This window comes from Fischerella major NIES-592, from assembly GCF_001904645.1.
GTDB lineage: Bacteria > Cyanobacteriota > Cyanobacteriia > Cyanobacteriales > Nostocaceae > Fischerella > Fischerella thermalis.
Map to the genome: position 1 here is coordinate 45,147 of NZ_MRCA01000013.1, position 24,575 is coordinate 69,721.

Here is a 24,575-nt window from a genome sequence, read left to right on the forward strand (position 1 = left end):
GGGTGTGGGGAGTGTGAGGAGTGGGGGGGTGTGAGGAGTCCAGGAATTACTACTAACTACTAACCACTAACTAACAACAAATATTTTATGGATCTAGTCCATACTTCATTTCGATGTTAATAGTTGTATTTTTCTGCAATGGAAAACTCGCCTTATTAAATTTTGGTGTACCGGTTATGACTGATATAGTTGGATTATTGGAAACTCCAAAACCTTCCTGGGGAATGCCTAGAAAATCTCGGTTGAGTTTGTAATCTCCATTTTGATCATCAACTACAGCAACTGCATAATTTCCTGGTTTCAAACCAAAAAATTGTTTTTTAACAGAACTTCCTGTGATTTTTGTACAGCCACTTTGTACTCCGCTAGTTTCATCAAGAGGAAATCCTTTTTCACTTGCATATACTTTCAGGCAAATCTGACCTTGTTGGTGTTTGATACCATTTACTACTACAGTCAGTGTAGTTGTAGGTTCTGCTTGTACTGTATTAGATAGACCAATACTGACTAAACTCGGAAGTAAACATGCCAAAACATTAGAGGCTTTAGCTAACATTGTGTGTGCCATGATAAATATATTGTTCGTAATGACTGTTAGTGGATAGTGGTTAGCAGATATGAAAAAATAAGGCGTTGCTGAATCAAAATATGAATTTACAATTTACGGGTGTGACCAGACGTAGGATTGCTACGTCTCTACAAAATGTAGACAAACACAATTCATGACCAAATTCAGCAACGCCAAATGACTAATAACCAACCATTAACTACTAACTAACAATTACTAACTATTAACCATTTTCTTGAGGTCTGTCTTTTTCAGCCATTCTTGGGTTAAGCGCATTCCTTCTTCTAAGTTAATTTTTGGTTCATAGCTTAATGTTTTGCGCGCTTTTTCGATTGAATAAGCATAGGGACGAGTCATAAAATCTACGGCTTCTGGTAAGATATCGGCTTGCTTCCGAAAGAGTTTTTGTCCCTGATAGCGTAGCTTCAGAAATAGTTTAAGTTCGTCTTTTGGTAGTGAAAAAGGTGCTGGTAAACCTGCCATTTCTGCCAAGCAAGTAAAATATTCCTTCCAAGTGGTTTCTTGTCCGTCGGTGATGTTGAAAGTTTCGCCGTGGGCTTCTTTTTCAATTGCTAAAAATATGGCTGTAACTAGGTTATCAATATATACATGATTGATGATTCCCATGCCATCACCAGCATAGGCAAATAATTTTTGCCGCATCATTATTAATGGTCGGACTATCCAAGGAATACTACCTGGACCGTAAACATCACCTGCTCTCAGAATAATGGTGCCAAAATCGGGTGGATTATTCAGTTGCAAAAGTGCTTTTTCAGCTTCTATTTTTGTCTGACAATAAGGATTATTGTCGCCTGATAGTGGTCCTTCTTCTGTGATGTTTTTCGGATAATTAAACCCATAAACTAATGCACTGGAGATATAAACAAAGGTTTTGACACCAGCACTTTTAGCTGCTTTAGCTATGTTGATAGTACCATCAACATTGATTTTGCGAAATTCTTCTAGTGAACCACCTTCTTTGGCAATTTCGTCTGTGTGTACAACTATATCTACTCCCTGGCAAGCTAATTCAGCACTAGCAGAATCGGTGATATTACCAATGATGACTTTGGCACCTAAATTCTGTGCTTTTTTAGCTTTATCTGCGGAACTTTGCATTCCACAGACTTTCATTTCTTTGGCGATCGCTAATTGAGCAGTACGCAAACCAATAAATTCGCCAATTCCAGTGATGAGGATAGCTTGATGCTTGAGATCCATGTTAATCCTGTGTTGATTGTTGGTTTTTGATTGTTGGTTGTTGATTGTTGATTGTTTTTATCCAAACAACAAGCAACCATGAACTAACAACTAATTAAAAAATATCTGCTGGGTCTGTGGAGCGGAGTTTGTTGATCGCTAATGCACCAGATGTCATACACATTAATATTGTTGAGATGAAAACAATTACTGCATTTTGAGTACTCATCATAATGGGTAGTTTAGTTGCTTCCATAGCAAAATCATATAAGAAGATGGAGATAAAAAACCCTGGAATATAACCCAGTACTGATAATATGAAAGCTTGTTGAAATACAACATTCAATAAGTAATTATTTTCATAGCCGATGGCTTTTAAGGTTGCATAAGCGACGAGTTGAGTGGAGATATTACTGTAAAGAATTTGATAAACAATCACAATACCAACAACTGAAGCCATTGAAAGCATAAGATTAAGAATGAAACCAATTGGTGTTCTTGTCGCCCAATATTCTTTCTCAAAATCAATAAACTCTTGGTGAGTAAAAAGTTTCACGTCGTCAGGTAAATTACTTTGCAATTCTGCTTTTACCTTTTGGGGATTAGCACCTGGTTGCAGTGAAATCACGCCTACATCAATCATTTCTGAGGGACGGCTGTTAGGAAATATCCTCAAAAAAGTTGTGTCACTGACTATCAAGTTTCCATCCACACCGAAGGATGGGCCTAAACCGAATAAGCCACCAACTCTAACTCTATAACCTCTCAATGAATCAAAGGGAAATATTTCTAGTATCTGTTCGGCATTTTCCTGAATAAATTTCTGGGCAACTGGCCCAAATTCTGGGCGGGAATTACGATCAAAAAGTACAACGTCAGGCACTTTAATTTTATCTATGTTCTTTTCAACCTCTGGCATGTTCATGATTGGTCTTCCTGGTTCAAAACCAATCACATAAATTGAATATTTCTCACCATTTTCGGGGTTTTTAAATTTAGCAAATCCCAAATATATGGGGCTAACTGACTCTACACCATCAAACCCCAAAGCTTGATATAATCTAGTCCGAAAAAAGCTTTGGATTGCTGTCAAAGATTTATATTGAGAACTGACTAAAAATAAATCGCCTTGGAGATTACGATGCACTTGGGTAGCGCTGGAGTAAAGAGCATCTTGAAATCCAAGTTGCATAAACATCAAAATCACAATAAAACCAATGCCAGCCACAGCTACTAGAGAACGAATTCTGTTTCTGACTAGTTGCAACCATGCCAGAGGAATTTTAAACACCATGATTTGGTAATTGGTAATTGGTAATTGGTAGTTAGTGGTTAGTGGTTAGTGGTAAAAAACCAGCTTGACTACTTTGTTTTGTGGGTGATTTAACTGCTGGGAGTAGCTAAATTTTAATAGCCACATCTACCTGTAAATTGGTTAAACCAGAGACTAGTTGACTATCTGCTGGGTTATCGATGCGGATTTTTACTTGCACGACTCTGCGGTCTGTATCTGCACCTGGATTAATACTTAAGATATTTTGTCTGTCAACGAGTAAACCGATTTCGCTGACGGTTCCTTGCAATTTTCTACCAGGGAAGGCGGTGCTGGTAATGGTCGCTTTTTGACCTATACGTACTTTCTGAATATCTGTTTGGTAAACTTCTGCGATCGCGCACATTTGAGAAGTTTTACCTATCTCTACAATACCGTTAGTGGCGACTACTTCTCCTGATTTGGCGTGAGTTTTCAAAACTTTACCACTTACAGGAGATTTTACGTAAGTTAGTTCATGTTGGGCTTGTGCTTGTTTCACAGCAGACATTGCACTCTTGAGTTCGGCTTCTGCTAGGCGCACATCTGTGGGACGCACCTCTTTTATACTTCCTAGTCTGGCTTTAGACTCTCTGAGTTGTTCTTGGAGAGTATCAACAGTGCGGGCTAGGGCTGCTTTACTTTCAGCAAGCTGTTGTTGCAAGGTCTTGAGTTGTAAAGCTTTGCTCTCTGCTGTAGATGCGGAAATCGCACCTTCTCTATATAGTTGTTGATAGCGGTTGTTTTCGGTTTCAGCATTTTGTACTTGGGCTTGGAGACTAGCTATAGCTGCTTGCTGGGTGTTTACTTCTCCTTGTAATTGCCATTCTATTCGAGCGATCGCTGCTTTTTGGGCTTCTATATCACCACTCTTTGCCCCTGCTTTGACCTGTGCTAATTTAGCTTGAGCAACCGTGACATTGTCTAAAGCTTGTTGTACAGCTACAAGAGTACGTGTATATCCTTCCAGCAAGGCTACTACTTGACCTGCTTTTACTTGGTCTCCTTCTTTTACTAAGAGTTTTTCTACTCGTACACCAGTTAATGAACTCGGAGCAGACAGCTGAGTGATTTCGCCATCAGGTACTATCCGCCCTAAAGCAGTCACCGCAACTCTTGCAGGTGCAGCCTTGGCAAGCTTTTTTGGTTCTGTTTGAACCTGAGAGCGAAGTAACAACAAACTAAAGAAAGACACCAAGCCAGTAGCAAAAGCAATAGAAACCGCCAAAAAAATTCCCCACCTAGTTACAGGTTTTGCGAAGAACAAGTTTTTCTTGTCTGCTGTCATATTTTTGTTGGTTGATAGTTAATTGTTGATCGTTGGCTGTTGATCGTTGGCTGTTGATCGTGGTTGTTGATGGTTTTTACAAATAACTAACAACTAATCAAAAAGACTAACAATGACTGGGAGAAATATCAGTTATTAGTTATTGATCACTGCTCACTGAATTAATTCAGAAACCCAACAATACAAAAATACTGTTTTGGTATAAATGTAATTGTTCGCACAATCAACAGCAGCTTTGCACCAAAATTTTCTCAATTTTACTCTTGGTAGAAAGCAGGTAAAGTAACCCCTGAACAATACAGAACTAAACTAAAAAACTTTAAGTCCAAATAGAAATCGAGACTAAAACGAAGCGACAATGATATAAGCATCAAAAAACTCGCTTTCCAATATGGCAAAAAAGTTTGATTTTGTCAAGCTGTTAATTTGGGATTAGAAATCGGATAAGGCAGACAAGGAGGACAAGGGGAATTAGTTACTATGTTACTCTCCGCACACTCCCCGCACTCCACCCTACGTGAAGCCGCGCAAAGCCCGTCTACACACTCCTCACACTCGTCACGTTTCATTATCAGTTTTCTTTATCAACTAAAAGTCGCCATAGGGAACTTTTTTAGAATCACTGGCTTCAATAAGGTCGTAAGAAGAAGGGTACAACCCCCAAATTTATCTGTGGAATCAATCCAAAATCGAAGATCCATGAATCATAAGACATCCTCATCACAGTTCTCACAAAATTCATGTTTTTAATCACACTGGTGGAATAAGATCGGGTTTATCGTCTTGCGGGTGTTCTCATTGACGACATAGAAAAATAGCAATTATGCCTAAGATACCTATAGAAAAAATCAAAATTGGTGTGAATCGTCGTCCATTAAATGGCGAAAAAGTTAAGGATTTAAAAGAATCGATTCAGGCAAATGGGCTTTTAAACCCAATCACAGTAGATCAAAATCATAACTTGATTGCTGGGCTGCACCGTTTGACGGCGTGCCAGATGCTGGGTTTAGAGGAAATTGAGTGCAATGTTGTTAGTTATGAAGATGCTGAGCAATCTCGTCTAGCGGAAATAGACGAAAATTTGATTCGCAATGAGCTAGAACCTTTAGAACGTAATGAGTTGTGGTTAGAACGGGAACAGATTCTCCAACGTATGGGACTGAGGGCGAAACCAGGAGATAATCAATATACTCTCAAAGGTAGTGCAACCATTTCACCACCAGCCAAAACTACCCGGGACATTGCAAAACAAACAGGTTTCTCTGAACGTACTTTGCAGCAAGGTTTACAAATCGCTAAGGCGATTCATCCGGATGTAAAACAGCTTATTAAAGACACACCATTAGCTAAAAGTACTACAGCACAACTAGAAATAGCCAGAACTGCCACTGCTGAACGTACCTTAGCAGAAAAAGCGGAAGAAGCTGCACTATTAGCCAAAGCCAAGGGAGAAGAACAAGAAGCCGAACGACAAGCACAATTAGCAGCGCAAGCACGAGCCAAGCAAAAAGAGTTACAATTATTAGCTTTCAAAAGTGCGATCGCCCAAAAACAAGCGAAGTCAGCTGTGAAAAAAGTAGCCAATCGGGTACAACAGATAGATCACAAAGCAAACATTATTCTCAAAGAAGCACAAGTAAAAGTTGGTGATGAATTAATACTGGGTAGACATTTAGTTTATTGTGGCGATACCAGTAGTCAAAGTTTTAGACAACTTTTACCCTCAAATGCAGCTTTAGCGATCGCTACTCTATCACATACTTGGAACCATGATTACTTGGTCGATGAGGCAAGAATAGTCGCAGTAGTACGTTCCCAAGATAACATTTATGAGTTTTGCAGCCAAACTCGAATGCCATATCAGTATGAATTGATCATTAGTAACATGTATATTGGCATCTTTTCTCATCAATCAATATCTAAGCCACAAACACCAATTCATATTGAAGGTATAGAGGGAATAATCAATTACCTCATCAATCTTTATACAAGTCACAAAGATCAATTTGTCATTGCGCCATTTATGGGCAATGGTGAAATTCTAAACGCCTGTGAAAGGATGGGGCGTATCTGTTTTATCGGAGATCAAAACCCAGAATTAGTCAGTCGCGAAATTATCCGTTGGGAAAAGTGGACTGGGAAAAAAGCCAGTAGAGGTGGGGGACTCGGGGTCCCCTCTGGGGATTAGGGGCGGTGGGGAAGGCGGGTGCAGTGAGTGGGGAGTGTGAGGAGTAGTGACGCAATAACTACTAATCACTGTACAGACGTGCCATGCCACGTCTCTACAACAACCAACCAACAACTAACCAATCCCAATAATGTAAATAAATATTGACTTAAATAACCTCTTAATATGTCTAGTTGATTTTTATTAAAAAAACAGCATCATGTCTAGCTGAATCATCGGCTTGTCATGAAAAATATACTGATATTCATCACCTACAAAAATTAATTAATAACCTTGTTAATTTAATTCCCAAACCAATAGTTATTCAGGAAATTTATAAATAACTCATAACAGCTTTCTACTTCCCTCGTTTCTTCAATAGTAATAAATGTTACTTTTTGAGAAATTTTCAAATTTAGATGAGATTTTTTGCAAAATTGCCTTCTACGAACAATCCAGTTTATGCTGCTTATGCTAATCTTGGTATTAATTGTCATTCTTTTAGGCAATAAAGCTTATTAGTGAGTTAATAATTAATTTATTGAGAGTAAACAACTAACACTAAAAAAAGCTTCAATGCCATCATTAATGATTCAGTAAGTGGACATAATTAAACGTAAAATGCCAACTATTGAAATCAAATCAACAAGCAGCTTTTTTCTTCTGTATTTTGACTTAAAAGTAACCTCAACCCGCTTATTGGACAACCCTCTCCTTGCTAAGCAGAGGGGCTGGAGGTGAGGTTTTTGTTCATGCCTGGCGGTGAAACTTGTTTCAGAGATACTGCCTTCTACTTAGTTCAATCATTTGTACAAATGGCTTATTAATTCAGATGAAAAGAGGTGTTTTTCTGTAACAAATTTGTCAAATAATGTTTGACTAAATTCATAGAATATATTATCTTGGAAGTCGAAACTGCTATGGCATTCATCAAGATTCAGAACATTATTATTAACACAAATTACATTGCCGCAGTTAAGCTAGATAATCAAACTAGCTCAGAAGTAAAAAGCGTTTCTGTGCTCATAGTTACTCCGAAGTTTCCACTATTCCAGTGTGAGAGCATCTCCCCCAATCTCCATAATTATGAATGGATAGAGTTCACAGGTCAGGCTGCTAACGCGCTACAAGACTACTTTACTAGTTACAACAACGTCATCGATTTATTACCACAATCTCAGGAGTCGAGCGTTGTGTAATATTTTTGATCTAATTGCAACAGACACAAGCAAAATTATTTTCATTTAACGAACTGATTTGAGATTTTAGATTTGCGATTTTAGAATTGATGTTCCGAAAACTATTAATCCAAAATCCAAAATCCAAAATCCAAAATTCTCAGGGTGACATTTGCTATTGGGTGCTGATGTCCGTACAAGTATTTAGCTTTTGTGCATAGGATAACTGCTGCATTAATTCGCTACAGAAATAGTAGCAGTTCTATCATCCACATTACCAAAAATTAATCTATCTTCTATGTCTGCTCATTCAATTGAGATTGCCTTAGCGCAATTGGAAGAACAGATAAACAATTGCGAAAAAGCAGTGACGAGGTTTGTTGAGGTCAAAAAAAGGATGTCGGATAATTCTATGGGAATCGAAAAAATGAACAGAAAATTGCAGTATAATCCTATTGCTATTATTGGTATGGCTTCTTTGTTTCCCCAAGCTAAAAACTTGCGGGAATATTGGCAAAATATTGTTAATAAATTGGACTGTATAACCGACATTCCACCCACACACTGGAGTGTGGAAGATTACTACGACCCAAACCCCAGAACACCAGAAGACAAAACCTACTGCAAAAGAGGCGGATTTCTCCCCCATGTTGATTTTAACCCAATGGATTTTGGGATTCCGCCAAATATCTTGGAAGTTACAGATGTTTCGCAACTATTGAGCTTGCTAGTTGCCAAACAAGCAATGGAAGATGCTGGCTACGGCGAAAGCCGGGAATTTAATCGCGAAACTGTCGGTGTCATCTTAGGATCAGCAGCCCTCAAATTAGGAATTCCTCTTTCTGCCCGTCTACAATATCCAATTTGGAAAAAAGCCCTCAAAAGCAGTGGCTTGTCTGATGAAGATACCCAAAAAATCATTGAGAAAATCAAAAGTGCTTACGTCAAGTGGGATGAAAATGCTTTCCCCGGTATGTTAGCGAACGTCATTTCCGGACGTATTGCCAACCGTTTGAATTTAGGTGGGATAAATTGTACAGTTGACGCTGCTTGTGCTAGTTCCTTTGCAGCCTTGAAAATGGCAATTAGCGAGTTAGTTGAGCATCGCTGTGACATGATGCTGACTGGCGGTGTTGACACTGATAACTCAATCACAGCTTATATCAGTTTTAGCAAAACCCCAGCAGTGACTCCCAGTGGGACGGTGAGACCTTTCGATGCTCAATCCGATGGCATGATGTTGGGTGAAGGTATCGGTATAGTTGTTCTCAAACGCTTAGAAGATGCAGTCCGAGACAACGATAAAATCTATGCAGTCATCAAGGGCATTGGTACATCCAGCGATGGACGCTATAAAAGTATTTACGCTCCTCGCCAGGAAGGGCAAGTACAAGCATTGCGTCGTGCTTATGAAGATGCAGGGTTTCCGCCAGAAACTGTCGGTTTAATTGAAGCCCACGGTACAGGGACTATGGCGGGTGACCCAACCGAATTTGGCTCTTTACGAGAATTTTTCACCGAAAACAACTCTAAAAGACATCACATCGCCCTTGGTACAGTCAAATCCCAAATTGGGCATACAAAAGCGGCGGCTGGTGCGGCGAGTTTAATCAAAACAGCTTTGGCACTCCACCACAAGATCCTACCAGCCACAATTAATGTCACTGAACCCAACCCCAAACTTAACATCAAGAATTCCCCCTTCTATTTGAACACGGAAACAAGACCTTGGATTCGCTCAGAAGGGGAAGCGCCAAGACGGGCGGGTGTCAGTTCCTTTGGCTTTGGTGGTACAAACTACCATGTCGTCTTGGAAGAATACGAAGGTGAACACAACCAAGCTTACCGCTTGCACGCTGCTCCTAGCGAAATAGTACTATTTGCTCAAACTCCAGCAGAGTTATTAAGCAGTTGTCAGGAAACTTTAGCTCAATTGCAGTCTGAGGCGGGTAATAAGAATTATGTCGAATTAGTGGAAGCTTGCAAAACCAAAGAAATTCCCCAAGGTGCTGCTAGGGTTGGTTTTGTAGCTGAGAATAGTGCTGAAGCTTGCAAGTTACTGCAAATTAGTATTGACTGGCTCAAAAACAAACCGACTGCGACATCCTGGGAACATCCCCAAGGTGTTTACTACCGCGCTTCTGGTATGGAATTAGCCGGAAAAGTAGTAGCTTTATTTTCCGGGCAGGGTTCGCAATACTTAAATATGGGTCGGGAATTAGTCATGAATTTCCCGGAAATGCGGAATCTCTATGGCTATATGGATAGCTTGTTACGCAAAGATAACTTACAGCCACTATCTGAGATCGTTTTTCCCCATCCCGTATTTGAAGACACAGAAAAGAATGCCCAAGTTGCGGCATTACAAAAGACACAATACGCTCAACCTGCCATCGGGATGTTGAGTGCAGGGATGTATAAAATCCTGCAACAATCTGGATTTAAGGCAGATTTCGTCGCTGGACATAGTTTTGGTGAACTGACAGCCTTGTGGGCAGCAGGAGTGTTGAGTGATACAGATTACTGTTTGCTCGTGAAAGCACGGGGACAGGCAATGGCAGCGCCCCAAGATCCGAATTATGATACAGGAGCGATGCTGGCGGTCAAAGAAGACCTGAGTAAGGTAGAAGCAGTACTGAGGAATTATCCCCAGGTGGCGATCGCTAACTTTAATTCACCCCGCCAAGTCGTCTTAGCAGGTCCGACCAATGCCATTACCCAAGTAAAGGATGCATTACACAAACAAGGATATGCAGCCGTTTCCCTACCAGTATCCGCAGCTTTCCATACACCGCTAATTGCCTTTGCGCAAAAATCTTTTGCGATCGCCATTAAAAATGTTACCTTCCAAATTCCCCAAATCCCTGTTTACACCAACGTTACAGGTAAGGAATATCCCAAAGAACCTGCATTAATTCAAAAAACTCTCGAAACCCACCTCTCTAACTCCGTACTATTTAAGCAGGAGATCGAAAATATCTACGCAGCTGGGGGTTACTGCTTCGTGGAATTTGGGCCAAGAAATATTCTTACCAACTTAATCAAAGATATCTTAGGCGATCGCCCCCATATGGCGATCGCACTCAACCCCAGCGCCCAAAAGAACAGCGATCGTTCTTTGCGCGAAGCCGCCGTACAACTGCGTGTTGCGGGTATGTCACTGAAAAACCTCGATCCCTACCAACTACCACCAGTAATTACCGAACCACCGAAAAACAAAAGTTTGAACGTTAAATTATGCGGTAGTAACTATGTATCAGACAAAACGAAAATGGCATTTGAGCAAGCATTGCAGAATGGGCAAACAGTGAAATTGCAACCCAGTGAAACAACCATAATTGTAAATTCTACTCCTGTTCCCACTCCTGCGATCGCATTACCACAAACTAACGGCACTAACGGACACAGCAAACAACCGCACTCAGTAAAAGACACAGTTCAGATGGTTAAAGGGAAAGAAATAAAAAGTAACGGTAACGGTAATTCCCAATCTCTAATCCCTACCTCCCCCACCCCCCCCACTCCACCCTTACGGGAAGCCGCTACGCGTCTACACACTCCCCACACTCCCCATCTCCCCATTCCCGAGTTCCCCGCTCCCCACTCCCCCATGCAGTCAGAAATCCCAGACAAACTTGTAAATTACCAAAGAGTTTTAGAAAGCTTAGAATACGTCCTGACACAATTTCAACAAAATCAAAGCGAAAATTTACAAGTTCATTCCCACTATCTCAGCCATCAGATGGAATATGCCAAAACCTTTTTCCAACTGATGCAGCAGCAGAATTCCCTGCTTGCTAACGGCAAACATTCAGCAGATGCAGGTAAGCTGAAACCAAGCGTCATCGAAAGCTTAGACCGTAGCATGATGCAATTTCACGCCCAACAAGGTGAAACCCTACGTATTCATGAACAATATCTCAGAGAACAGGTAGAATACACCAAAAACTTCTTTCAACTCGTTCAGCAAGAATACTCCCAACTCATCAACGAAGGTGCGACTACTCAACCAGTAATTTCTACAAATGGGAAAATAGGGACACCAGAAGAAGTTAAAATTATCAAAGAATTCACACAAGTAACAGAAGTCAAACCAGTCAACGAAACAACACAAGAAAACACCTATCTATCTTCCCACACTCCCCACACTCCCCACACTCCCCCCACTGCCCCTAATCCCCACTCCCTGTCGGTCGTGGGGGCCCCGAGTTCCCCATTGCCCCCCAACCCCACAAAGTGGGGACCCCTAGCCCCCCACCTCCCCACCTCCCAATCCCCCACCTCTGCGACACCGACCGTCAGCACACCACCAGCAACACCAGCACCAACCATTGATCTATCTGATTTAGATCAAACTCTGCTAGCCATCACCAGCGAAAAAACTGGTTATCCCATCGAGATGCTAGAACTCGATATGGACATGGAAGCAGACTTGGGAATTGACTCAATCAAACGAGTAGAAATCATGGGTGCGTTGCAAGAAAAATACCCCGACCTACCCAAGCCAAGTAATGTAGAAGAACTGGCGGAACTACGTACCATCGGTCAAATCGTCCAGTATCTACAATCGTTAGTTTTTACCCCCGCGTTAGTGGAGGACAAGGGAGACAAGGGGGACAAGGGAGATTACATAGAAAGTATTTTTACCTCCCCTACCCCTCACACTCCTCCCACTCCCCCCACTGCCCCTAATCCCCACTCCCTGTCGGTCGTGGGGGCCCCGAGTTCCCCATTGCCCCCCAACCCCACAAAGTGGGGACCCCTAGCCCCCCACCTCCCCACCTCCCACTCCCCCACACCCGACCTCTCCTCTGGTGTACCTGAATTCAGCAACGACTCCACCGCAGTTAGCGAAAGTGTCGCAGTCGCCGCCGAACCAATCATCACTGTTACGGAAACAGCAACTCCCGTAGCAGAGGTTGACTTAAGTAACTTAGCTGAAACTCTGTTAGCTATTACTAGCGAAAAAACAGGTTATCCAGTCGAGATGTTAGAACTCGACATGGATATGGAAGCAGACTTGGGAATTGACTCAATCAAACGGGTAGAAATTATGGGGGCGTTACAAGAAAAATACCCCGATCTACCGAAACCGAGTAATGTGGAAGAACTAGCAGAACTACGCACCATCGGTCAAATAGTTGAGTACCTCCAGAAACTAGCAGGGGCTGAAAAAAAAAAGCAGCAGCATGAATCTATTAACCAGCTAGATGAGTCAGTACCTAATGTCCAACGTCGCCCAGCCAAGCTGCAAATTCTGCCTCCACCCGACTTTTGGGAATTCCCCATACCAGAGGGACACATCGCCCTCATCACCGACGATGGTTCCCTCACCACCACCAAAGTTGCAGAATTACTGAGTCAACGGGGATGGAAAGTAGTAGTATTAAACTTACCTCCATCCCTCGTTCCCGAAAAATCGCCCTTACCAGCTGGTGTGAATCGTGTTACCTTACAAGATGCAACCGAGGAACATCTACAACAACAATTAGCAGCGATCGCTACTCATTACGGTAACGTCGGCGCATTTATTCACATTCACCCCGTCTTCCAGGCGAACCATAATAGTAGTGTTGCCTATTTCCCAGAAGAAAAAGCGATTATTAAGCAAGTCTTCTTCATAGCCAAACACCTGAAAAAATCTCTCAACGCAGCAGCTAATCACGGACGCAGTTGTTTCTGTACCGTAGCACGTTTAGATGGGGCTTTTGGAGTAGAACACAAAGTTAACTTCGGGGCGATTGGTGCAGGTTTATTTGGATTAACCAAAACCATGATTTGGGAATGGCCAAAAGTATATTGTCGGGCAATAGACCTTAGTCCTGATCTTAGCGCCGAAACATCAGCACAACACATCGTTGCTGAACTTCACGATCCCAATCGTTATCTTACCGAAGTAGCCTATGGTTCCCAGGGAAGAGTAACTTTGGTTAGCGTACCCGATAGATAAGACATGGGGTGTGAGAGGTGTGTAGACACGCAAGTGGTTTCCCGTAGGGTGGGGTATGAGAGGTATGAGGAGTATGAGGGGTGTGAGGGGTATGAGAGGTATGAGAATTACAAGGATAAATATTTCTTTTACTCCTCACACTCCCCCCACTCCCCCACTCCTCACACTCCCCCACTCCCCCACTCCCCCCACTCCTCACACTCCCCCACTGCCCCACTCCCACTAAAGATATGTCCAAGCATCAAACAATTACCTATCTTGGCCGTGTTCTTGACCAAAAAAAACAAGCCCCAATTAGTAGGGCAAAAGTTTTATTAACCTATGAAGGTAATACCGTGATTACCTATACAGATTTAGAAGGAATATATCGATTAACTATTAACTTTAATAACAGTAATTCATTGCAGGCTCAATTATCTATTCAAGCCAATGGTTATAAAAGTTATAACTCTTTGATAAAATTGTCACCAAAACAGAAAGACCTTGGTGATATTAGACTGGTTGATATTAATTCTAATTTGAGTTCATCTTCTAATCTCAAATCAAGTGAGACTGTAAGCTCAAGTTTGAGTTCCACATCTCTAGAGAATAGTTTTGTTCCTTTACCAATAATCATAGCGATCATGATGGTGATGTTTTTAATGATGGCGATCGCTTTTAAACCTTCACCTCAAAAAATTCCTGGCAATAGACGTAATACGGTTAGTTATATCTATTAGTATTTAAGTTTTTGATGTTATGCGAACACCGATGCACACAGATGAACACAGATGTTTGATTAGTATTAATAGTTTTGTGATTGAAGAGTATTTCAAAAGTAATTTCTAGGATTAATTGTAATAATTCATAACTCATAATTCATATTTTTTTGCGAGAGGATAATTTATGATTACAACAACTCAGATTCGCCCTGCATCTGTTTTTCTTGTTAGTGGTGGTGCTAAGGGAATTACAGCTAAGTGTGTCATTAAATTAGCACAACAGCATCCTTGTAAGTTTATTTTGCTAGGACGCTCGGAACTTTTAGAAACAGAACCTGATTTTGCTCACAATTGTTTTGATGAAGCAACATTAAAAAAACGCATCATGCAATATCTTCTTTCCACTGGAGAGAAACCCACACCCATGAGTGTACAAAAATTATATAATCAACTAGCATCAAGTCGAGAAATTAAAGAAACATTAGCAGCAATTCAACAAGCAGGTGGAGAGGCTGAATATATTAGCGTAGATGTTACTGATACTTCAGCTTTGAATCAAAAAATTACTGCTACTGTTGAACGTATGGGTGAAATTACAGGCATCATTCATGGTGCTGGTAATTTGGCTGATAAATTGATTGAAAAGAAAACAGAACAGGATTTTGAAAAAGTTTACACAGCCAAAGTTCAAGGGCTAGAAAATATTTTAGCTTGTGTCAAACCTAGTCAGATAGAACATTTAGTTTTGTTCTCTTCCGTAACTGGTTTTTACGGTAACATCGGACAATCTGATTACGCGATCGCTAACGAAATTCTCAACAAATCAGCCCACTTATTCAAGCAAAAATATCCCCAATGTCACGTCGTCGCCATCAATTGGGGAGGTTGGGATAGTGGGATGGTGACACCAGAATTGAAAAAAGAATTCGCCCGCCGGGGTATTGATATTATCCCAATAGAAGCAGGAACACAAATGTTAGTTAGAGAACTGCATCCTGTTCATCACAATACCACACAAGTGGTCATCGGCAGCCCCATGCCCACACCTGCCGCACCTTTAGATTCTGAACTTCGTACCTATCGCATCCGTCGCAAACTTACACTTGCAGCAAATCCCTTCCTACACGATCATGTCATTGCTGGTAATCCGGTTTTACCTGCTACCTGTGCAGTGTCATGGATGTCTGATGTTTGCGAAAAATTATATCCAGGATATAAAGCATTCAGTAGCACAGACTTCCGCATCTTCAAAGGAATTACCTTTAACGAAACCCTCGCCGATGAATACATACTCGACTTACAAGAAACATCCAAAAATCTCGATCATCACGAAATAAATTTCCTATGCAAAATCTGGAGTAAAACACCAGAAGGTAAAACCATATATCACTTCAGCACCCAAGTTAAACTCCTGCGTGATATTCCTCCCGCCCCCATCTATGAAAAACTGAACCTTATAGAAGATAACATCATCACCACCACAGGTAAAGACTTTTATCAAACAGGAGAATCAGCATTATTTCATGGCCTGTCTTTTCAACAACTTGAAAGAGTCATAAATATTACTCCTGAGAAAATCACCGTTGAATGTTTTTGGCAAGAAATCGACAAAACCAAACAAGGCCAATTTCCAGCCTATTGGATCAATGGATTCACAACCGATTTAAGTACCCATCCCTTATGGATTTGGCTACATCATTACCATCAAGAAATCTGCCTACCAGGACAACAAGAAAAATATGAACAATTTGCTAAAATCCCCTATAACCAACCCTTCTACGTCTCCTGTGAAGTTAAAAGTAAAACCCAAACAAGCGTCATTGCCGATTTCTTCGTACACGACAAACAAGGAAAAATCTACTCACAACTTCTCGGAGGTAAAGGTATCATCTTCCCAGCCAAATTAATGCAACCTAAGTCCCAAATCTAAAACTAAACAAATCCCAACACAAATTGGATATTCACTCATAAAAACTCTGCGTACCCTCTGCGTTAACCTCTGCATTCCTCCGCGTTTAAATTATCAAGACTTAGGAGTTACCCCGTGGAAAAAATCGCCATTATCGGATTCTCATGCCTATTTCCCGACGCCAAAAATCCTGAAGAATTCTGGCAAAACCTTATCCAAAAAAAAGATTCCACATCATCCATAACTTCTGAAGAACTAGGGGTAGATCCACAAATATTTTACGAACCCACCAAAGGCAAACCAGATAAAATCTACTCCCTCAAAGGTGGATTCATCCGTGATTTTCAATTTGATTCTACTGGCTACAAACTACCAGCAGAATTACTAGAAAAACTAGATAATACTTTTAAATGGTCACTGCATGTTGCCAAACAAGCTTTGCAACATAGTGGTTACTTAAATCAAGAATCTGTTCTCTCTCAATGTGGAGTCATATTAGGGACACTCTCCCTCCCCACCAAAGCATCTAATCAACTATTTGCACCCATTTATCAGCAAGTTCTCACACCAGCAATCAGAGAACTCATACAACAGCAAGAATTTGATTTAGCTAGTTTATATTCTTCTGAGCAAGCTTCATTTTATAATGCGATGATATCAGGCCTACCAGCTGCAATCATCGCTCAAGCTTTCTCACTATCAAATATACATTTTTGTATCGATGCTGCCTGTTCATCACCACAGTATGCTATCAAGCTGGCATCCCATTATTTGTGGACACACAAAGCTGATTTGATGTTAGCAGGTGGTATCAGCTGTGCAGATCCGCTATTTATTAGAATGTTGTTTTCCGGTATTCAAGGATATCCGGAAAATAATGATATTAGCCGTCCTTTAGATAAATTATCGCGGGGGATGCTGACTGCAGAAGGTGCAGGGATGGTGGTACTGAAGCGATATAGTGATGCTGTTAAAGATGGCGATCGCATTTATGCGACCATCACAGGTAACGGTCTTTCCAATGATGGTCGGGGTAAACACCTACTCAGTCCCAATTCCAAAGGACAAACCCTCGCTTTTGAACGCGCCTACCAAGAAGCACAAATCAGTCCTAACAACATTGATTACATGGAGTGCCATGCTACGGGGACATTGTTAGGCGATACCACCGAGTTCCAATCCATAGAAACTTTCTTCGGTAAATACCAAGCCACACCTTTACTCGGTTCTGTGAAATCTAACGTTGGTCACTTGCTTACAGCTGCCGGCAGCGTTAGCTTAATTAAAGTGCTGATGAGCATGTCTAATGGTGTGATTCCAGCCACAATCAATATTACAGAACCGATGGGTGCCGCCAACAGTGTTGTCTCACCGCAACAAATTGTCACCAGCACCACCAATTGGCCGGGAAATCAACCAGTAAAACGCGCTGCTATCAGTGCGTTTGGTTTGGGCGGAACTAATGCCCACATGATTTTAGAACAAGGAAATACAACAGAACCAGTCACACCAGAAGAAGCCTTACACCCAGCCAAGCTTGCCATTGTCGGGATGGATGCCTTTTTTGGTGGCTGCGATGGTTTAGATGCTTTTGAACGCAGTATTTACGAAGGTAAACAACATTTTATTCCCTTACCTCCTCAAAGATGGTACGGGCTAGAAAAGCAAACAGAGTTATTGAAAAAATATGGTTTAGCTGACGGGAAACCGCCATTAGGCGCATACATTACAGATTTTGAAATTGATACAGTTTCTAGCAAAATTCCGCCCAATGAACTCGAAAAACTCAATCAACAACAATTATTATTGTTGAAAGTTGCGGAACGTGCTTTAAAAGATGCAGGCATTAAAGAAGGTGCAAATGTAGCAGTAATAATTGCCACGGAAACGGAATTTTCTGCACATCATTTACAGCAAAGATGGAATTTAGCTTGGCAGATAAAAGAAGGCTTAATTGCTGGAGAAATTTCTCTACCAACTGATAAAGTTGACCAATTAGAAACCATCGTTAAAGATGGTATTCACCATCCCGTTGAAAGCAGCGAATATGTAAGTTACATCGCCAATATTATGGCGAGTCGCATTTCTTCACTGTGGGATTTCACTGCACCTGTTTTTACGATCACTGCCGGCGAAAATTCCACTTTCAAAGTTTTAGAAGTCGCCCAACATTTACTGACAACCGGAGAAGCAGAAGCTGTACTTGTGGGTGCAGTTGATTTAGCTGGCGGGATGGAAAATGTCTTGTTGCGAAATCAAAGAGCAGCAATTAATTCCGGTGCAAATACCCTCAGCTACGATCAAAAAGTCAACGGCTGGATGGTTGGAGAAGGCGCAGGTGCAGTAGTATTAAAGTTGCATGAAACTGCTAAAAAAGCAAGCGATCGCATTTACGCAGCCGTTGATGCCATCAGTTTTGTGCAAGATAGTTTGGGTAAAAGTAATGCCAAAGCCGTTCACCAAGTTAGCCAGCAAGCTTTGTTAATGGCAGGTATTAAACCATCAGAGGTCAATTATTTAGAAGTTTACGGCAGTGGTAACAAACAAGAAGATGCAGCCGAAATCACAGGTTTGCTTCAGGCTTATTCAGGAAATGCCAATGATTTAAACTGTGCAATTGGCAGCATCAAAGCCAATATCGGTCATACATACACCGCATCGGGAATTGCTAGTTTAATCAAAACAGCCCTGTGTCTTTATTACAGATATATTCCAGCTACACCCAATTGGACTGGAGTCAAAGGTAAAGAACTTTGGCAAAGCAGAGAACTCATCACCCCATCACCCTTCTACGTCGCCACAGAATCAAGACCTTGGTTTCTCGATCAAGAAACTACAAAAAGAATTGCTGCTATCAATAGCATAGGAATAGATGGTACTTACGCCCACGTCATCTTATCAGAAGAACCAGAACAACAAGAACGCAGCAGCAGATTTTTACAGCAAACTCCATTCTATTTATTCCCGATCACCGGACGCGATCGCACTGATTTACTCACCCAACTTGATACCCTCGAAAACACCATAAATAACGCTACTTCCCTTGCCAACACTGCTAACCTAGCCTTTACTAACTATAAACTGGATGCCACTGCCAACTACATCTTAGTAATTCTGGCACACAACCAAAACGAACTTACTAGAGAAATCGCAGCCGCCAGAAAAGGTATAGACAACGCCTTTGCCAAACAAGAAGACTGGCAAACACCACTAGGCAGTTACTTCACAGCCAAACCACTCGGTAAACGTGGCGGAGTTGCTTACGTCTATCCCGCAGCAGTCAACTCCTATCTAGGTATTGCCCGTAACCTCTTCCGTCTATTCCCCAACATCCTCGACGACATCGCCATCAAAGAACTACAAAACCTCGTCGCTGATATCTCCCGCATCGTCTTCCCCAGAAGCTTAAACAAACTTTCATCCCGTCAACTCGAAACCCTCGAACAGCAATTTCTCGATGATCCTCTAGCAATCTTCGACGTAGACATGCTGTTTACCAGATTCATCACCCAAATCATCCGTGATCAATTCCAAGTCAAACCCGAATTCGTCTTTGGTTATAGCTTGGGTGAAACCAGTATGATGTCTGCGGTAGGTATCTGGGATAACTTTACCCAAGGAATCCGCGCCCTCCACGCCTCCCCCCTATTTGCCAACAGATTATCTGGTGCCAAAAACGCCGTTCGCGAGTATTGGCAACTACCACCTACCCACGATAATAACCTCTGGGCGAACTACGTCCTCATGACAACCCCATCCCAAGTTAGAGAATACCTCAAACACGAGAAGCGCGTCTTCCTCACCCAAATCAACACACCAGAAGAAATCGTCATTGCCGGTCAACCAGCAGCTTGTGAAAGAATCATTCAAATTCTAGGCTGCAACGCCTTCCGCGCCCCCTTCGATCACGTCATTCACTGCGAGGCGATGCGTTCCGAATATAATGAGATTGCCAGAGTCAACACCCTACCCATCCAGAAAAACCTACCAAACGTCACTCTCTACTCCGCTGCTGAGTACGGCCCCATGAGAATAGACAGTGGGGCGATCGCCAACAGTATCGCCACAGGTTTATCCCAACAGCTAGATTTTCCCCGCCTAGTCAACCGAGTCTACAACGATGGGGCCAGAATCTTTATCGAAACAGGTGCAGGTAACATCTGTTCACGCTGGATAGATAAAATTCTTGCTCACAAAGACCACATCACCGTACCCCTAAATCGCAGAGCCTTAGACGACCATTCTGGTCTCATCAAAGCCCTAGCAAAACTCGTCAGCCATCAAGTATCAATAGACCTCTCACCACTCTATACCCAAGTAACAGAAACTAATAAAAAATCCAAACTCACCCTCAAAAAAGTCACCCTGGGTGGACAAAGCATTACCGATAAAATTTTAACCCAACAAAACAAACAACTCTTCCGCAACATCTCCACGACTACAAAAAAATCCCAACCCATCAATCCTCCTGCGACTCAACCAGAAGAAATGCCAATACAAAATATCATGGATAACAGCTTAGAGCCAAAAGCAGAAGTACAATTTGTTGAGTCAACCCAACCCATCACCATCCTCAGCCAGTCTCATTACCAACAACTGAACGCCAATAACTTCCGAGTTCATAAAACCCATGACGCCTTCTTACAATCTCGTCAAGAATTCAGCAAACAAATCAGCCAACTAATTCAACTACAACTCGCTTGCGCTGAAAATTTACTGAGTGAGTAAAAGTTGGCAGCAGATACTTTATTACCACCCAGTTAATACTTAATTTAATGAACCGCGAAGATGCAAAGAGCGCGAAGTTAATAATTTGAGAATAAATATTCATACTCTTTAACCCCCTTCCTTCGTGTCCTTCGCGTCTTCGCGGTTCATTCCTATTCCCCTCTTTTCATTAGATATTTTAATTTGAGGAATCACTACGGTGAAAACAGTAGATGTGGTACTAGAGAACGGTCTTGAATTTTATAGTTCTCCTTGCAACTTTAATCAAGTATGGAAAGGTTCCTTAGATTGCGTAGCCTTTGAAGCCAGCAGAATTAAAGAAAAACTCCTGACACTAGATCAACCTTGTTATATCGTTAGGGTTGACGGTAAAATTGGCGTCACCAATGACGGTTATTTGTCTCCTCTTGATAATGGAAAAACAGGACAAATTGAATTGTTGATGGTGATTCCACCTATAAGACTGCAACAATTGGGAGATCCCAATTTTCTCGCTTTTCATGGTACTAAATATGCTTATACTACCGGCGCAATGGCTGGTGGTATCGCTTCAGAAGAAATGATCATTGCTTTAGGAAAAGAGGGAATTTTGGGTTCCTTTGGTGCAGGTGGTTTACCGCTAAATCGCTTGGAAATAGCCATTAACCGTATCCAATACGCCTTGCCTAATGGGCCTTATGCTTTCAATTTAATTCACAGTCCTAATGAACCTGCGCTTGAACGCGGCGCAGTAGATTTATACCTCAAATATGGGGTAAGAACTATAGAAGCTTCGGCATTTTTAGACCTGACTCCCAATATTGTTTATTATCGTGCAGCAGGGTTGGGTTTAAATTCAGCAAATGAAATTGAAATAAAAAACAAAATCATTGCTAAAGTTTCTCGCCGTGAAGTTGCTAGAAAATTCATGCAACCAGCACCACAAAAAATGTTGCAAGAATTGGTCGCGCAAGGGTTAATTAGTGAATTACAAGCTAATTTAGCAACTAAAGTTCCCCTTGCTGATGATATCACAGCAGAAGCAGATTCTGGTGGTCACACTGATAATCGTCCTTTGGTTTGTTTGTTACCTTCAATTGTTGCTTTACGGGATGAAATTCAAGCACAGTATAGTTATGAAAAACCGATTCGAGTTGGAGTAGCAGGTGGAATAGCAACACCACAATCAGCACTAGCTGCTTTTATGATGGGTGCTGCATATGTGGTAACTGGTTCAATTAATCAATCATGTATTGAAGCAGGAAGTTGTCAGCATACCAAGCAATTGTTAGCACAAGCAGATATGGCTGATGTGATGATGGCCCCAGCCGCAGATATGTTTGAAATGGGAGTAAAACTGCAAGTTCTCAAACGCGGTACGATGTTTCCTCTCCGCGCCCAAAAGTTATATGAAATTTACAGAAATTATAATTCAATTGATGAGATTCCTAGCCAGGAAAGAGAGAAGCTGGAAAAACAAGTTTTTCGCAAATCACTTGCTCAAGTTTGGGAAGAGACAGTCACATATTTATCCCAAAAAAATCCAGAAAAATTGGGGAAAGCGGTGAATAATCCCAAATTGAAAATGGCGTTAATTTTTCGTTGGTATTTAGGGTTATCTTCTCGTTGGTCTCATTCTGGAGAAAAAGGTCGAGAAGTTGATTACCAAATTTGGTGTGGTCCAGCAATAGGTAGTTTTAATGACTGGGTGCGTGGTTCCTATTTAGCAGATCCGAATCATCGCCGTGTCGTGGATGTTGCAAACCATATCATGATGGGAACTGCCTACTTATACCGCATTCAAACTTTAAAAATTCAAGGGCTACATATTCCAAGTTATTACAGTCAATACATTCCTGTTAATTCTACATTGGAAGCCTAAATATGATGACAGCAAAAAAATCTTTAACAGTAGCAGAAATTCAAGCTTGGTTACTATCTAATCTTGCTGAAGTTATCAAAACAGAACAAATTGATGTAGAACAGCCATTAGATACCTATGGTTTAGATTCTACTCAGGCGATGCTACTTGTCACTAAGGCAGAAAAAATGCTCGGATTTAAAGTAGCTCCGACACTATTATGGCATTACCCAACTATTGCATCTTTATCACAGCGTTTAGCTGAAGAATCACAAGAATTAGCATCAGATTTAGAAGACACTGTAGCAGTTAAAAATGTTACTCCCACCTTAGATTTAAGTGCTGAAGCAGTTCTTGACCACAATATTCGTCCTGTATCTAGTTCTTTTGTGTTTACAGGTGAACCAAAGAATGTATTTATCACAGGTGGGACAGGCTTTTTAGGAGCTTTTTTAATCCATGAACTTCTACAGCAAACCAATGCTGATATTTATTGTTTAGTACGTGCTACTCATCCAGAAGAAGGCAAGCAAAAACTCAAGAAAAATTTACAAAGTTATGGACTTTGGAATGAAGTTTTTTGTCCCAGAATTATCCCAGTTATTGGTGATTTATCTCAGCCACTATTAGGAATTAGCAAAGAAGCCTTTGAAATGCTAGCTGCTAATCTTGATAGTATTTATCACAGTGCAGCAACACTCAATTATGTATATCCTTATTCTGCACTCAAAACACCGAATGTTTTTGGCACACAAGAAGTATTGCGTTTGGCGTGTCTTTTTAAAGTCAAGCCAGTACATTATGTTTCCAGCGTCGCAGTATTTGAATCGCCTTTTTATGCTGGTAAAGTTGTCAAAGAAGATGATAGCTTTGAGCATTGGCAAGGCATTTTTCTGGGTTACTCGCAAACAAAATGGGTAGCAGAAAAATTAGTCACAATTGCGCGTGACAGAGGACTTCCCGTAACTATCCACAGACCGCCTTTAATCGCAGGAGATAGCAAAACAGGTGCTTGCAATACAGATGACTTTATCAACTTAGTCATTAAAGGTTGTATTCAGATGGGATACTTCCCAGATGTAGATTATATGTTAGATGCATCACCTGTTGATTATGTCAGTAAAGCCATTGTTTATTTATCCAAACAAAAAAAATCTCTGGGCAAAGCTTTTCACCTCCAGCATCCCGCACCTGTTCCTTTATCTAATTTACTTGATTGGATGCATTCCCTTGGTTTTGCTATTGAAGCAATTCCTTATCAACAATGGCAAACTAAGTTAATTAATGATATCTCTTCAGCAGAAAATCCTTTATATACCCTACGGCCTTTCTTGTTAGAACGTTGGTCAGAAGAACAAATCACAATTCCCGATTTGTATCTACAAAGTAGAAGACCAATCATTAATTGTGAAGCAACCCTAAATGCACTGGCTGGTAGTGGTATTGTTTGCCCACCAATGGATACACAATTGTTTATGACCTATTCTACCTACTTACTTCAGAATGGCTTCCTGAATGTAGCGTAACAAATTTACAAATGCATACAGATAATCTATCTGTGTCCATCGGTGTTTATCTGTGTGCATCTGTGTACCCTGCGGGAAGCCGCTCCGCGTCTACGATTTCAAAACAATAATTTTGGTCATAGTTTTAAATTACATCAGATATAATTTAATTTTTTTCAACCAACTTCAACGGGTTTTTATGTTTAGCTAATTAATAATAAATTGT

Annotated in this window: 12 protein-coding genes; 8 read left to right on the forward strand and 4 right to left on the reverse strand. The window is 41.2% G+C overall.

All coding sequences use genetic code 11. The features are described from left to right. Positions 1-85: 85 nt before the first annotated feature. The 4 genes from NIES592_RS19230 to NIES592_RS19245 form a co-directional block, all read right to left on the reverse strand. A complete protein-coding gene (locus tag NIES592_RS19230) occupies positions 86-556 on the reverse strand; it encodes a DUF2141 domain-containing protein (protein ID WP_062250679.1) in 471 nt (156 codons plus the stop codon). Positions 557-784: 228 nt separating this feature from the next. Then, on the reverse strand, positions 785-1,792 hold the full coding sequence (locus tag NIES592_RS19235; RefSeq protein WP_073556603.1) for an NAD-dependent epimerase/dehydratase family protein: 1,008 nt from the start codon (positions 1,790-1,792) through the stop codon (positions 785-787). 94 nt (positions 1,793-1,886) lie between these two features. Next, complete coding sequence (gene devC, locus NIES592_RS19240; RefSeq protein WP_009756813.1) at positions 1,887-3,065, reverse strand: ABC transporter permease DevC; 1,179 nt, start codon at positions 3,063-3,065, stop codon at positions 1,887-1,889. Positions 3,066-3,171: 106 nt separating this feature from the next. Further along, positions 3,172-4,371 carry an ABC exporter membrane fusion protein gene (locus tag NIES592_RS19245; protein WP_062248000.1) on the reverse strand — a complete coding sequence of 400 codons (1,200 nt, stop codon included), beginning with the start codon at positions 4,369-4,371 and terminating at the stop codon, positions 3,172-3,174. An 823-nt stretch (positions 4,372-5,194) separates the two neighbouring features. Between NIES592_RS19245 and NIES592_RS19250 the strand changes: the two genes are divergently transcribed. The 8 genes from NIES592_RS19250 (at position 5,195) to NIES592_RS19285 (ending at position 24,370) form a co-directional block, all read left to right on the forward strand. Then, the gene (locus NIES592_RS19250) at positions 5,195-6,559 is read left to right on the forward strand and encodes a ParB/RepB/Spo0J family partition protein (RefSeq protein WP_073556604.1); all 1,365 of its coding nucleotides are present in this window, start codon (positions 5,195-5,197) and stop codon (positions 6,557-6,559) included. A gap of 899 nt (positions 6,560-7,458) precedes the next feature. Beyond that, positions 7,459-7,737: a hypothetical protein gene (locus tag NIES592_RS19255; RefSeq protein ID WP_009756810.1), complete on the forward strand. Its 279-nt coding sequence runs from the start codon at positions 7,459-7,461 to the stop codon at positions 7,735-7,737. 277 nt (positions 7,738-8,014) lie between these two features. After that, the gene (locus NIES592_RS19260) at positions 8,015-13,666 is read left to right on the forward strand and encodes a type I polyketide synthase (RefSeq protein WP_073556605.1); all 5,652 of its coding nucleotides are present in this window, start codon (positions 8,015-8,017) and stop codon (positions 13,664-13,666) included. 230 nt (positions 13,667-13,896) lie between these two features. Next, positions 13,897-14,385 carry a hypothetical protein gene (locus NIES592_RS19265; protein WP_062247995.1) on the forward strand — a complete coding sequence of 163 codons (489 nt, stop codon included), beginning with the start codon at positions 13,897-13,899 and terminating at the stop codon, positions 14,383-14,385. Positions 14,386-14,551: 166 nt separating this feature from the next. Then, entirely contained in the window at positions 14,552-16,297 is a 1,746-nt protein-coding gene (locus tag NIES592_RS19270) for an SDR family NAD(P)-dependent oxidoreductase (RefSeq protein WP_073556606.1), read from the forward strand. Positions 16,298-16,411: 114 nt separating this feature from the next. Next, positions 16,412-21,004, forward strand: coding sequence for a PfaB family protein (locus NIES592_RS19275; RefSeq protein ID WP_073556607.1), 4,593 nt, complete (start codon positions 16,412-16,414; stop codon positions 21,002-21,004). A gap of 199 nt (positions 21,005-21,203) precedes the next feature. Continuing rightward, positions 21,204-22,865: a PfaD family polyunsaturated fatty acid/polyketide biosynthesis protein gene (locus tag NIES592_RS19280; protein WP_073556608.1), complete on the forward strand. Its 1,662-nt coding sequence runs from the start codon at positions 21,204-21,206 to the stop codon at positions 22,863-22,865. Positions 22,866-22,870: 5 nt separating this feature from the next. After that, complete coding sequence (locus tag NIES592_RS19285) at positions 22,871-24,370, forward strand: thioester reductase domain-containing protein (protein ID WP_073556646.1); 1,500 nt, start codon at positions 22,871-22,873, stop codon at positions 24,368-24,370. Positions 24,371-24,575: the final 205 nt, after the last annotated feature.